This window comes from Streptomyces lincolnensis, from assembly GCF_001685355.1.
Lineage (GTDB): Bacteria > Actinomycetota > Actinomycetes > Streptomycetales > Streptomycetaceae > Streptomyces > Streptomyces lincolnensis.
Genome location: NZ_CP016438.1, coordinates 6,320,221 through 6,332,700 on the forward strand (window position 1 = coordinate 6,320,221; position 12,480 = coordinate 6,332,700).

Below are 12,480 nucleotides of genomic sequence, written 5' to 3' on the forward strand. Positions count from 1 at the left end.
GCTTGCATGACGCCGCGAGATGCCTCAGGAGACAGCAGCCGGTGGTCGGACCTCGACCGCCCGCCCCTCAACGCCACCGCCCTGCGGCGCGCCCTGGTCCGCGAGGGCGGCCTGTGGTCGGACCTGGAGGTCGTGCAGCGCACCGGCTCCACCAACGCCGACCTGGTGGCCCTGGCCGAGCAGGGCAAGGCGGCCGAGGGCGCGGTCCTCGTCGCCGAGGAGCAGTCGGCGGGGCGCGGCCGCCTGGATCGCCAATGGACGGCACCGGCTCGCTCGGGCCTCTTCTTCTCCGTCCTGCTCCGGCCGGCCGGGGTGCCGGTGACCCGCTGGGGCTGGCTCCCCCTGCTCACGGGCGTCGCCGTCGCCACGGGCCTGTCCCGCGCCGCCGGCGTCGACACGGCACTCAAATGGCCCAACGACCTCCTGGTCACCGTCGCCGGCGAGGAACGCAAGGCCGCCGGCATCCTCGCCGAACGCGCCGGTCCCGACGGCGTCGTCATCGGCGTGGGCATCAACGTCACCCTCCGGGAGGACGAACTCCCCGTCCCCCAGGCCGGCTCCCTCGCCCTCGCCGACGCGATCAGCACCGACCGCGACACCCTGCTCCGCGGAGTCCTCCGCTCCCTGGAGGACTGGTACGTCCGCTGGCGCACCGCTGAGGGAGACCCGGTGGCGAGCGGCCTCCAGGAGACCTATGCGGCGGGCTGCGCAACCCTGGGCCGAACCGTCCGCGCCGAGCTCCCGGGGGACCGTTCGGTCGTGGGGGAAGCGGTAGCGGTGGATGGGGACGGCCGCCTGGTGATCGCCACGGAGGCGGGCGTGCAGGAGCCGGTGGGAGCGGGAGACATCATCCACTTGCGCCCGGCGTGAAGGATGCCGACTCAGGGGCGCGGGGAACTGCGCGACAAGCCCCCACGCACCCGCAGCCGACCGAATCACAAGCCACCCACGATCCCCCGGCCCAACCGAACGGAGTGAGCTGGCGCACACCTGCCGTAAAGTGAAGGCCGGTCGATACCTGACCGTGGCAGATCGGAAGGGCAGCAGGCGTGACCGTCGACGACACGGGCTCCGGCGCGGACGCGGACGGCCGGGTGGATCCCGATGCCGCCGCTCCCGGCGAGGACAACCCGCTCGCCCTGCGCCTCGAACAGCTCATCCTCGGCGCCGAGAGGCGCTACACCCCCTTTCAGGCGGCCCGGAGCGCGGGTGTCTCCATGGAACTGGCCTCCCGGTTCTGGCGGGCCATGGGCTTCGCCGACATCGGGCAGGCCAAGGCGCTCACCGAGGCGGACGTGCTGGCGCTCAGGCGCCTGGCCGGCCTCGTCGAGGCGGGGCTGCTGAGCGAGGCGATGGCCGTGCAGGTGGCGCGGTCGACCGGGCAGACCACCGCCCGGCTGGCCGAGTGGCAGATCGACTCCTTCCTGGAGGGGCTGACCGAGCCGCCGGAGCCGGGCATGACCCGCACCGAGGTGACGTACCCGATCATCGAGCTGCTCCTGCCGGAGCTGGAGGAGTTCCTCGTCTACGTCTGGCGGCGCCAGCTCGCCGCCTCGGCCGGCCGGGTCGTCCAGGCCGCCGACGACGAGGAGATGGTCGACCGGCGGCTCGCCGTCGGCTTCGCCGACCTCGTCGGGTTCACCCGGCTGACCCGTCGTATGGAGGAGGAGGAACTCGGCGAGCTCGTCGAGGCCTTCGAGACCACCGCCGCCGACCTGGTGGCCGCGCACGGCGGACGGCTCATCAAGACGCTCGGCGACGAGGTGCTGTACGCGGCCGACGACGCGGGTGTGGCCGCGGAGATCGCGCTGCGGCTGATCGAGACGATGGCGAACGACGAGACGATGCCCGAGCTGCGGGTCGGTATCGCGTTCGGCACGGTCACCACGCGCATGGGCGATGTCTTCGGGACGACGGTGAACCTCGCCTCCCGGTTGACGTCGATAGCCCCGAAGGACGCCGTCCTCGTCGACAGCGCCTTCGCCGAGGAGCTGATCCGTACCGCCGAGGCGCCCGCTTCCGAGGCGGAGGCGGCGGAGGCCGCGGTGGCCGCCGAGAAGGAGGGCGAGGAGCCGCCGGTCTACCGTTTCGCGCTCCAGCCGATGTGGCAGCGGCCGGTGCGCGGCCTCGGCGTGGTCGAGCCGTGGCTGCTCACACGGCGGGTCACGCAACAGCCGTAGCCGCTGCCGGCCCCTCTTCGCCGTTTCTAGTCCCCATCCGTGAGCGAGCCCACGCACAGGCCGACGACCGGTACGCAGATGCCGGGCCGGTCCGGCTGGGTGGGCTGTTCCGGCTGGGGGGCCGGCGAGGTGTGGCTCGGGGGCGCGCTCGGTGCCGGCTGGGGGGATCCCGGCTGCGTGGCCGACGGCGGGCGGGGGGTCGCGGTGGGTGCCGGGGCGCCCGGTGTGTTCGGGGCCTCGGGGATGGTCGTCGGGGCGGCCCAGGGGGCGGAGGGCGAGCCGGTCGCGGCCGGTGCGGGGGCGAGGGACACGCCCGGGACCGGGGTCGCGGTCGTGCCGCCCAGGGCCGCGGTGGCCGACGGGCTCACCTTGGGGACGGTGACGGTGGCGGCCGCGTTGGTCGCGCGGTCCGTGGCGGTGCCGGGGTCGTCCGGGCGGGGCTCGGCCTCCGCGGTGCCGAGGCCGGCGACCCCCGAGTCCGGGGTCAGTCGTACGAGGCTCAGGGCGCCGGCCGCCAGGGCCAGGCCGCCGGCGACGAGCAGCACCTTGCGGGGGCGTGGCCTGCGATGACGGCCTCGCGGGGTGAAGAGCCGGGTCCCGGCGATGGGCGGCTCGGGTGGTGCGGTCCGCTGACCGGGCGGTGTCGCCGTGGCCGGTGTGGTGGCTCTCTGCGGCTTTGCCGGCGCGTCCGTCGTCGTCATCGCGTTCCTCCCCAGTGCCCCGCGCCCCCCTGTGTGCCGTGGCGGACGCACGTTATGCGCTGTGGTGGGCGGTGCGAGGGGGGTTGGGCGGGATGTTCACTCGAACGGGGTGTCGGGAGCCGGAGGGGGAACCGTCGGCGGCCTGCTCTTTCCCCCCAGCTCTTTCCCCCTGCCCTTTCCCCTGCGGGGGCCGGACTGCGATGATCGGAACGACAAGGCGTTAACCGTCGTTAACAGGGTGACCCGGGAGGGTGTCATGAGCGAGGAGCGGTTCGGGGAGTTCGTGCTGGTGCGGCGGCACGGGGACGGGCGGCACGTCGCGGAGCTGGCCCTCGACCGGCCCAAGGCCATGAACGCCGTCTCCACGGAGATGGCCCGCTCCGTCGCCGCCGCCTGCACCGCGCTCGGCGACGACAAGGACGTCCGCGTGGTCGTGGTGACCTCGACGCACGAGCGGGCCTTCTGTGTCGGGGCTGACCTGAAGGAGCGCAACTCCTTCAGCGACGCCGATCTGGTACGGCAGCGGCCGGTGGCCCGGGGTGCCTACACCGGGGTGCTGGAGCTGCCGGTGCCGACGATCGCGGCCGTGCACGGGTTCGCCCTGGGCGGCGGCTTCGAGCTGGCCCTCGCCTGCGATCTGATCGTGGCGGACGGGACGGCCGTGGTGGGGCTGCCCGAGGTGTCCGTCGGGGTGATCCCGGGCGGCGGCGGTACCCAGCTGCTGCCCCGCCGGGTCGGCGCCGCCCGCGCGGCCGAGCTGATCTTCACGGCGCGGCGCGTGGAGGCCCCCGAGGCGCGGGAGCTGGGGCTCGTGGACCTGCTCGTGGCCGAGGGCCGGGACCGCGAGGAGGCGTTGACGCTGGCCGGCCGTATCGCCGCCAACTCGCCCGTCGGCCTCCGCGCCGCCAAGCGGGCCCTGCGTCTCGGTCACGGTCTGGACCTCCGCGCCGGCCTGGAGGTCGAGGACGCGGCCTGGCGCTCGGTGGCGTTCTCGGGGGACCGCGCGGAGGGGGTGGCCGCGTTCAACGAGAAGCGGAAGCCGGAGTGGCCGGGGGAGTGAGCCCGGGGCGGTGGCTCGGGGGTGGTGGCGTTCTCTCGCCCGCACGCCCCTCTCACCCGCACGCCCCTCTCACCCGCACGACCCCGCCAATATCCCCTTTGTCATGGAACCTCCCTAACCTGGAGTGATGGGTGAGGACAGGCGCCTGGCGGCCGTGGTCGCGCTGGCTCAGGGCATGGCGGCGGCCCACAGCTCACGGGAGACGTGGCGCGCCGCCGCGGCCGGGGCGTGCCGTGCCCTCGGGGGCAGTTTCGCCGCGCTGTCGGTGTGGGAACGGGAGCTGGGCCGGCTCAGGGTCCTGGTGAACATCGGGGAGCGGGCCGCGGACGAGGAGGAGTTCCCGGAGGCCGAGGCGTATCCCGTGCACCAGTTCGCGGAGATCACCGAGTTCCTGCACGAGCGGTGGGCGGGCGGCGGCGAGCCCAACGCCTGGGTGGAGACCGCCGAGGGCCCGGCGGCCGGGCGCAGGCCCGGTTACGTCCATCAGAGGGTCGCCGCTCTGCGCAGGCGCGGGCGCGGCTGCTGTGTCGTCGCCCCGATCGTGCTGCACGGGCGGGCCTGGGGTGAGCTGTATGTGGCCCGGCCGGTCGGCGCTCCCGTCTTCGACCGTGGCGACGCCGACTTCGCCACCGTGCTGGCCTCCGTCGTCGCCGCCGGTATCGCGCAGGTCGAGCGGCTGGAGGAGGTGCGGCGGCTGGCGTTCACCGACGCGCTGACCGGTCTCGCCAATCGCCGTGCCGTGGACATACGGCTGGACGAGGCCGTGGAGCGGCATCGCCGGGAGGGAGTGGTGGTCAGCCTCGTCGTCTGTGACCTCAACGGGCTCAAGCGGGTCAACGACACCCGAGGGCACGCCGTCGGCGACCGGCTCCTCGAACGCTTCGGGTCCGTGCTGTCGCTGTGCGGGGCGATGGTGCCGGGCGCGCTCGCGGCCCGCCTCGGCGGGGACGAGTTCTGCCTGCTCGCGGTCGGGGCACCCGCCGACGAGGTCGTGAAGGCGGCCGACGAACTGTGCCGCCGGGCGGACGAGCTGGAGCTGGGGGAGGGGGTCGCCTGCGGGGTCGCCTCCACCGAGGACCCCATCGGGCCCGTCCGCTCGGCCCGCCGGCTCTTCCGGCTCGCCGACGCCGCCCAGTACCGCGCCAAGGCCGAGCGTGCCACCCGCCCGGTCGTCGCCGGCCGCGAGGGCCCCGACGATCCCGTCGTACGCCTGGCCGACGAGCCGTCCGCCGAAGCGGCGGCCGAGCCGGCCGGCGAGCGGCGGCGGTTCCGGGGGCGGTCGTAGGGGAGGCGCCCGGTGCCGGAGGTGGGTCCGCGGAGGTAAGGGGCGAACCCGGGCCCCACTGGTGACATCTTGGAATTCACTGCGTAGGCTCCTGAATATGGATATGCACACTGTGGTGGTGGGGACGTCCGGGGCGACCGCGGCCGACGTGCTCGCCGTGGCGCGCGGCGGAGCACGGATCGAGCTGTCCGGGGAGGCGGTCGCGGCGCTGACCGCGGCCCGCGCGATCGTGGACCAGCTGGCGGCCAAGCCCGACCCGGTCTACGGCGTGAGCACCGGCTTCGGCGCCCTGGCGACCCGGCACATCAGCCAGGAGCTGCGGGCCCAGTTGCAGCGCAACATCGTCCGCTCGCACGCCGCCGGCATGGGGCCGCGGGTCGAGCGCGAGGTCGTGCGCGCGCTGATGTTCCTGCGGCTGAAAACCGTCTGCTCCGGACACACCGGTGTCCGCCCCGAGGTCGCGCAGACCATGGCCGACGTCCTCAACGCCGGGATCACTCCGGTCGTTCACGAGTACGGCTCACTCGGCTGCTCCGGCGACCTTGCCCCGCTCTCCCACTGCGCCCTGACCCTCATGGGGGAGGGCGACGCCGAGGGACCGGACGGCGTGGTCCGGCCCGCCGGTGAGCTCCTCGCCGAGCACGGGATCGCCCCCGTCGAACTGCGCGAGAAGGAGGGACTCGCCCTCCTCAACGGCACCGACGGCATGCTCGGCATGCTGCTCATGGCCCTCGCCGACCTCGACACCCTCTACAAGTCGGCCGACATCACCGCCGCCCTGTCCCTGGAGGGGCTCCTCGGCACCGACAAGGTCCTCGCCCCCGAGCTGCACGCCATCCGCCCGCACCCGGGGCAGGGCGCCAGCGCCGCCAACATGCTGGCCGTGCTGAAGGGTTCGCAGCTCACCGGCCACCACCAGGACGACGCGCCGCGCGTCCAGGACGCCTACTCGGTGCGCTGCGCCCCGCAGGTCGCGGGCGCCGGTCGGGACACCCTGGCCCACGCGCGGCTGGTCGCCGAGCGGGAGCTGGCCTCCGCGGTCGACAACCCGGTGGTCCTGCCCGACGGCCGCGTGGAGTCCAACGGCAACTTCCACGGCGCCCCGGTGGCCTACGTCCTGGACTTCCTCGCCATCGTCGCCGCCGACCTCGCCTCCATCGCCGAGCGCCGCACCGACCGGCTGCTCGACAAGAACCGCAGCCACGGCCTGCCGCCGTTCCTGGCCGACGACCCGGGCGTGGACTCCGGGCTGATGATCGCCCAGTACACGCAGGCCGCCCTGGTCAGCGAGATGAAGCGGCTGGCGGTGCCCGCGTCCGCCGACTCCATCCCCTCCTCCGCCATGCAGGAGGACCACGTCTCCATGGGCTGGTCCGCCGCCCGCAAGCTGCGCACGGCCGTCGACCACCTCACCCGCGTCGTCGCTGTCGAGCTCTACGCCGCCACGCGCGCCGTCGAACTGCGCGAGGGGCTGGCGCCGGCGCCGGCGACCCGGGCCGTCATCGAGGCCGTACGCAAGGCGGGAGTCCAGGGCCCCGGGCCGGACCGGTTCCTGGCGCCCGACCTCGCGGCCGCCGACGCGTTCGTGCGCGAGGGACGGCTGGTCGCGGCGGCGGAGAGCGTCACCGGGCCGCTCCAGTAGGCGCCCCGCGGGGACAGGAGAAAGGGCCCTGCCGTACGTACGGCAGGGCCCCGGGCGGTCAGGGGTGGGGCTACTTGAGCTTGGCCAGCTGGGCGTCGATCACGGCCGTCGGCACGGCGGCCGCCTTGCCGGTGCCGACCGAGGCGAAGTCCACCGTGTAGTACGTCGTGACGGTGGAGCCGACGCGGACCACCTCGGTGTTGAAGGTGGCCGTACCCGTGCCGTCCATGTCGGAGTTCACGGAGAACGCGACGGACTCGTCACCCTTGCCGGAGGCCTTGCCCGCGGTGACCTTGGTGAGCTTCTGCTGCTCGCCCTGGGCGGTGATGCCGAACCCGCCGGAGCAGGCCGCGACACCGTCGGAGACGGCCTTGACGGCCTTGGCGGCGCCGTCGCCCTCGTACGAGGAGAGGCCCACGAAGGTCATCTCGACCTTGAAGGCGTTCTCGATGTCCGCCTCGGTGAGGTCCTCGGGGGCCTTGCTCGCCGCGTCCGAGGACGGGTCCTTGGTGACGGTGTTGCTCACGCTCGCGTCGGTCTCGCCCGGCGCGAGACCGGCCATCGCGTAGGCCAGCGGCGCGCACGCGGCCTTGTCGGCCTTCACGTCGCTCTTCGACTTCGGCAGGGTGTCGTCACCGGAGGCGACCTTGTACCCCTTGACGTCGCCCTGCGCCAGCAGCAGCTTCTCCAACTCGGCCGCGCCGAGCGCCTTGGCGGCCGTGGCCGGCGAGGCGGAGGAACCCTTGCCCGCGCCCTTGTCCGAGCCTTCGGACGCGTCCTTGTCGTCCGATCCCCCGCCGCACCCCGTGATGAGGGCGAGCGCCAGCACGCTCACAGCGGCGCCTGTGCGCGCCCTCGATGATCTCTTCATGAGCGGACTATGAAGGTGCTGTCAAGAAAACGTCAAGCCAATTCAAAATCCGAGACGTTCCCGGCGCACCGAGTAGACGACGAACCCGGCACCGAGGGTCAGGAACATCGTGCCGCCGATGACGTACGGGGTGGTGTCGAAGCTGCCGGTGTCGGCGAGTTGGGTGCCGTCGCCGGTGGTCGACGAGATCTGGGTGGCGGTCGCGGGCGAGACCCGCGCCTGGGTGGTGGAGACCGCAGCCGGCGCCGTGTTCGCCGGGTGGTCGCCCGTCGCGTTGGCGGAGGGGACGAACCACAGGGCACCCAACAGGGTCCCCGCGGCGGTGGCGGTCAGCAACGAACGACGAGCGGATGACACGGAATATCGATCCCCTTGTGGCGCTGGCGAATTGGCCGTGTGGGGCGATGTTAGTGAAAGGCGCGGGTCACGGGAAAGTCACGGGAGCGTTGGGTCGTACTCTCCGGGCATGAGCACTCCAGAGACATCACGTTTTGTCCGCCTTCGAGTGGAAGTAGTCCTCGAAATCGAGGACGTGAAAGCCGTCACCGGGGCCGCGCTGGCGCGGATCGCGGGCGACATCGACATGCCGGCCGACGAGCGGGCGCACGCCGAGGGCGCTGTGACGCAAGACACCGCGGAGGCCCTCGCCTCTCTCGTCGACCCGTTCGACCTGGTCAGGGAGGTGCCGGGGGTGGACCTCGCACAGGCGTCCTGGTCCAGCGAGGAGATCGACTACGACCCCGATTCGTCGGAGTGGGACCTCGACGAGGATGATGACCTGGAGGAAGACGACGAGGTGGCGGTCGGCTGAGCGTCCTGGGAAATCGGTGACCCCGGGCGGCAACCGACGCCCGGGGTTTCGTCGTCTCAAGGTGCGCACTGACCGACACCGACACCATGCGTCACAGCGGACGTGGTGTTCCCCACACCTTCGCGGAATGTGGAACGGGACGAACCGGTCGTAGCGTTGAAGTTTGATTGACGGGGACTCTCGGGGTTTGTGGGAATCGGCAGCGATGGAGAAGCGTGTGATGACGGTCGGTAAGCGGCGCAGGGGCCTGACGGTCGCGTCCGCTCTGCTCGGCGGGGTGCTGGTGCTCTCCGCGTGTTCGGGTGGCGGCGACGACGCCTCCGGCGACGGCGGCAAGGACAGCTCCCAGTCGAAGGTCGACGAGGCGGCGGCCAAGAAGAGCTCCGAGGCCCAGATCACGATCACGCCCAAGGACGGCTCCGACAACGCCTCCATCAACAACTCCGCCGCCGTCACGGTGAAGAAGGGCACGCTCACCGACGTCACGATGACGACGTCCGCGGGCACCGAGGTCAGCGGCCAGATATCCGCGGACAAGCTGAGCTGGAAGCCCAGCGCCCAGCTGGAGCGGTCGACCACCTACAAGCTGACGGCGGAGGCGAAGGACTCCGAGGGCCGCGTGGCCCACGAGAACGCCTCCTTCACCACGGTCTCCCCGTCCAACAGCTTCATCGGCACGTTCACGCCGGACGACGGCACCACCGTCGGCGTCGGCATGCCGGTCTCGATCAACTTCGACAAGGCGATCACCAACAAGGCGGCCGTCCAGAAGGGCATCACCGTCTCCACGACCAGCGGCCAGGAAGTCGTCTGCCACTGGTTCAACGCCAACCGCATGGACTGCCGTCCCGACAAGTACTGGACGGAGAACTCCACCGTCACCCTGAAGCTCGCGCTCGACGGCGTCGAGGGTGCCGAGGGCGTCTACGGCGTCCAGCAGAAGACGGTCACCTTCAAGATCGGCCGCAACCAGGTCTCGTACGTCGACGCGAAGTCCAAGCAGATGAAGATCACGCACAACGGCGAGACGATCAAGACCATCCCGATCTCCGCCGGCTCGCCGGAGAACAAGACGTACGAGGGCATCATGGTGATGTCGGAGAAGTTCAAGGAGACGCGCATGAACGGCGCGACCGTGGGCTTCACCGACGACGACGGCAAGGGCGAGTACGACATCAAGGACGTGCCGCACGCCATCCGCCTCACCAACTCCGGCACCTTCGTGCACGGCAACTACTGGGGCGCGAAGTCCATCTTCGGCAGCGTGAACACCAGCCACGGCTGCGTGGGCCTGTCCGACACCAAGGGTGCCAACGACAAGGGCACGGCGGGCTACTGGTTCTACAACAACTCGATCCTCGGTGACGTCGTGGTCGTCCAGAACACCGGCGACAAGACGGTCGCCCCGGACAACGGCCTCAACGGCTGGAACCTGAGCTGGGCGGACTGGAAGGCCGGCTCGGCCCTCTGACCCAGGCCCGTTCACGGTTCACCGTCCTCCGATGCCGCCCCCAGGGGCGGCATCGGTGTTTCCGGACCCGGCCACAGCCTTCTCATCCGTCTCTTATCCCGGCCTTATCCAGTCATCACGCGCCGTCCCTAGCCTCCGGCCATGTTCTTCACCTACCTGAGGCGCGAGCTGCGCCGCCGCAGAAAAGCGGCCCTCGTCGTCGCCTCCGGACTCGCGCTGGGTATCGCGCTGGTCATCGTGGTCACCTCCGTGTCCTCCGGCATGGGCAAGGCCCAGGACAGGGTCCTCCAGTCGCTGTACGGCCTGGGCACCGACATGACCGTCACCAAGGCGGCCCAGCCGCGGGCGGACTCCTCCGAGCGCCCGCGCTTCCAGTTCGACGCACGGGAGAGCGGCACCGAGGGGGAGCAGAGCAGTGACCGCGTCATGGTGCAGGGCTTCCAGACCCTCTCCGCCTCGACCGTCGCCGAGGTCGACGAGCAGAGCGGGGTCGCGGACGCGGTCGGCGGGCTGAGCCTCCAGGTCATCAAGGTCAGCGGGGAGTTCACCCGCGGACAGTTCCAGCAGAACGAAGGGGGCGGCGACGGAGCCGGCCGCCAGGGGGGCGGCACCGGGCAGCCGCAGGGCGAAGTGCGGGGCGGCGGCGCCGACTTCGACGTCAACAACTACTCCGTCTACGGCACGGACGTCACCAAGCCGGCCCTCGGCCCGCTGACCTCCTCCAAGATCACCAGCGGCCGTACCTTCAAGCCGGCCGAGACCGACGCGAAGGTCGCCGTCGTCGACTCCGCCTACGCCAAGGAGAAGAAGCTCAAGGTCGGCTCCACCGTCACCATCAAGAGCGTCAAGTACGAGGTCGTCGGCATCGCCACCGCCGACAGCGGCGACTCCGCCGCCAACCTCTACATCCCGCTCAAGCAGGCCCAGACCCTCAGCGACTCCAAGGACAAGGTCACCACGATCTACGTCCGGGCGTCCGACTCCCAGAAGATCGACAGCGTCAAGTCCGCGATCCAGAAGAACGTCTCGGACACGACCGTGACGACCTCCGCGGACCTCGCGGACACGGTGTCCGGGTCCCTCTCCACGGCGTCCTCCCTCGCGACCAACGTCGGCAAGTGGCTGTCGATCGCCGTGCTGATCGCCGCCTTCCTGGTCGCCGGGCTGCTGACCTCCTCCGCGGTGTCCCGGCGGGTCCGGGAGTTCGGCACGCTCAAGGCCCTGGGGTGGAAGTCGGGGCGGGTGACCCGCCAGGTCGTCGGCGAGGCCATGGTGAACGGGCTGTTGGGGGGTGCGCTCGGCATCGCTCTCGGTCTCGCGGGGGCGTATGCGGTGACGGCCGTCAGCCCCACGCTTCAGGCGCAGTTGGGCGGCGGCGGTGGTGGCGCGGGTGGCGGTCCCGGTGGAGGCGGTGGCTTCGGCCGCCGGACGGCCACCAAGACCCTCGACGTCGCCCTCACGGCACCGGTGAGCGTGACGACGGTCGCGATCGCGGTGGGCCTGGCCGTGGCGGGCGGCCTGATCGCCGGCGCCTTCGGCGGCTGGCGCGCGTCCCGGCTGCGGCCGGCGGATGCGCTACGGCGCGTCGAGTAGTCCCGTCGGCTGTGGCTGGGTGGGCGCAGCTGGAGCCGAGGACGACCGCACCCACCCAAGGGGCGCGGGGCTGTGCCGATGTGCGGCTCCGCCGCGCGGGCGCGACCAGCCCCCACCGGCCCGCAGCCTGACAACGACCCCCACCACCCAGGAGCACCCCATGTACGAACTGAGAAACGTCACCAAGCGCTACACCCGCGGCAAGGAAACCGTCCACGCCCTCGACGGAGTCGATCTCACCATCTCCGACGGTGACCGTCTGGTCATTCAAGGCCCCACCGGTGGCGGAAAATCAACGCTGCTCCAGATGCTCGGCGGACTGGACAAGCCGACGGAGGGAGAAGTCGTACTGGACGGAACGGATTTGGCCAGGCTTTCCGAAAGCAGACTGACCGACGTCCGCAGTGAAAACATCGGCTTCGTCTTCCAGAGCTTCAATCTGATCCCGACCCTCACCGCACAGGAGAACGTCGAAACCGCGCTCGTACCGCTGGGCGCAAAGCCCAGGGACCGCCGCGACCGTGCGGCCGAGGCGCTGAGGTCGGTCGGTCTGGGAGAGCGCCTGGCACACCTGCCGTCCGAGATGTCCGGCGGGCAGCAGCAACGCGTCGCGATCGCCAGAGCCCTGGTCAAGCAGCCCAAGGTACTGCTCGCCGACGAGCCCACCGGCAATCTCGACGAGTCGATGCGCGACGAGATCATGGACGTGCTCGAACGTATGTGGAAGGAGCTCGGGCTGACCTTCATCATGGTCACCCACGACTCGGCGATCGCGAAGAAGGCCCCGCGGGTGGCGACCATCCGCAAGGGGAAGATCACCGTCAAGGAGAACACCGCACCGTAGTTTCGGCGAGTTTCCCGGCGAT

At 71.4% G+C, this 12,480-nt stretch carries 12 protein-coding genes; 9 read left to right on the plus strand and 3 right to left on the minus strand.

Annotated elements, in window-relative coordinates; translation table 11 throughout:
- The first annotated feature begins 6 nt into the window (after positions 1-6).
- Both SLINC_RS28290 and SLINC_RS28295 read left to right on the plus strand, forming a co-directional pair.
- A complete protein-coding gene (locus SLINC_RS28290) occupies positions 7-870 on the plus strand; it encodes a biotin--[acetyl-CoA-carboxylase] ligase (RefSeq protein WP_067438491.1) in 864 nt (287 codons plus the stop codon).
- A gap of 179 nt (positions 871-1,049) precedes the next feature.
- On the plus strand, positions 1,050-2,180 hold the full coding sequence (locus SLINC_RS28295; RefSeq protein WP_067438494.1) for an adenylate/guanylate cyclase domain-containing protein: 1,131 nt from the start codon (positions 1,050-1,052) through the stop codon (positions 2,178-2,180).
- Positions 2,181-2,206: 26 nt separating this feature from the next.
- On the opposite strand, the gene SLINC_RS28300 is transcribed toward SLINC_RS28295, so the two are convergent.
- Positions 2,207-2,881 (minus strand): hypothetical protein, encoded by a 675-nt coding sequence (locus SLINC_RS28300; protein ID WP_225988338.1) that lies wholly within the window; start codon positions 2,879-2,881, stop codon positions 2,207-2,209.
- 256 nt (positions 2,882-3,137) lie between these two features.
- Between SLINC_RS28300 and SLINC_RS28305 the strand changes: the two genes are divergently transcribed.
- From SLINC_RS28305 to hutH, 3 genes are all read left to right on the plus strand, one after another.
- The gene (locus SLINC_RS28305; protein ID WP_067438498.1) at positions 3,138-3,941 is read left to right on the plus strand and encodes an enoyl-CoA hydratase/isomerase family protein; all 804 of its coding nucleotides are present in this window, start codon (positions 3,138-3,140) and stop codon (positions 3,939-3,941) included.
- A 127-nt stretch (positions 3,942-4,068) separates the two neighbouring features.
- Positions 4,069-5,226 (plus strand): GGDEF domain-containing protein, encoded by a 1,158-nt coding sequence (locus SLINC_RS28310; protein ID WP_067438500.1) that lies wholly within the window; start codon positions 4,069-4,071, stop codon positions 5,224-5,226.
- A 103-nt stretch (positions 5,227-5,329) separates the two neighbouring features.
- The gene (hutH, locus tag SLINC_RS28315) at positions 5,330-6,868 is read left to right on the plus strand and encodes a histidine ammonia-lyase (protein WP_067438502.1); all 1,539 of its coding nucleotides are present in this window, start codon (positions 5,330-5,332) and stop codon (positions 6,866-6,868) included.
- Positions 6,869-6,938: 70 nt separating this feature from the next.
- Here hutH and SLINC_RS28320 read toward each other — a convergent pair whose 3' ends face one another.
- Together SLINC_RS28320 and SLINC_RS28325 are read right to left on the minus strand one after the other, a co-directional pair.
- Complete coding sequence (locus SLINC_RS28320; protein ID WP_067438505.1) at positions 6,939-7,739, minus strand: hypothetical protein; 801 nt, start codon at positions 7,737-7,739, stop codon at positions 6,939-6,941.
- A gap of 42 nt (positions 7,740-7,781) precedes the next feature.
- Positions 7,782-8,096 carry an LPXTG cell wall anchor domain-containing protein gene (locus SLINC_RS28325; protein ID WP_225988339.1) on the minus strand — a complete coding sequence of 105 codons (315 nt, stop codon included), beginning with the start codon at positions 8,094-8,096 and terminating at the stop codon, positions 7,782-7,784.
- Between the two features lie 109 nt (positions 8,097-8,205).
- On the opposite strand from SLINC_RS28325, the gene SLINC_RS46300 reads away from it, so the two are divergent.
- The 4 genes from SLINC_RS46300 (at position 8,206) to SLINC_RS28345 (ending at position 12,458) form a co-directional block, all read left to right on the plus strand.
- On the plus strand, positions 8,206-8,550 hold the full coding sequence (locus tag SLINC_RS46300) for a hypothetical protein (protein ID WP_225988340.1): 345 nt from the start codon (positions 8,206-8,208) through the stop codon (positions 8,548-8,550).
- Positions 8,551-8,770: 220 nt separating this feature from the next.
- Positions 8,771-10,021, plus strand: a complete 1,251-nt coding sequence (locus SLINC_RS28335; protein WP_067445792.1) for a L,D-transpeptidase — start codon at positions 8,771-8,773, stop codon at positions 10,019-10,021.
- A 141-nt stretch (positions 10,022-10,162) separates the two neighbouring features.
- On the plus strand, positions 10,163-11,614 hold the full coding sequence (locus SLINC_RS28340) for an ABC transporter permease (RefSeq protein WP_067438513.1): 1,452 nt from the start codon (positions 10,163-10,165) through the stop codon (positions 11,612-11,614).
- A 160-nt stretch (positions 11,615-11,774) separates the two neighbouring features.
- Positions 11,775-12,458: an ABC transporter ATP-binding protein gene (locus SLINC_RS28345; protein ID WP_067438515.1), complete on the plus strand. Its 684-nt coding sequence runs from the start codon at positions 11,775-11,777 to the stop codon at positions 12,456-12,458.
- Positions 12,459-12,480: the final 22 nt, after the last annotated feature.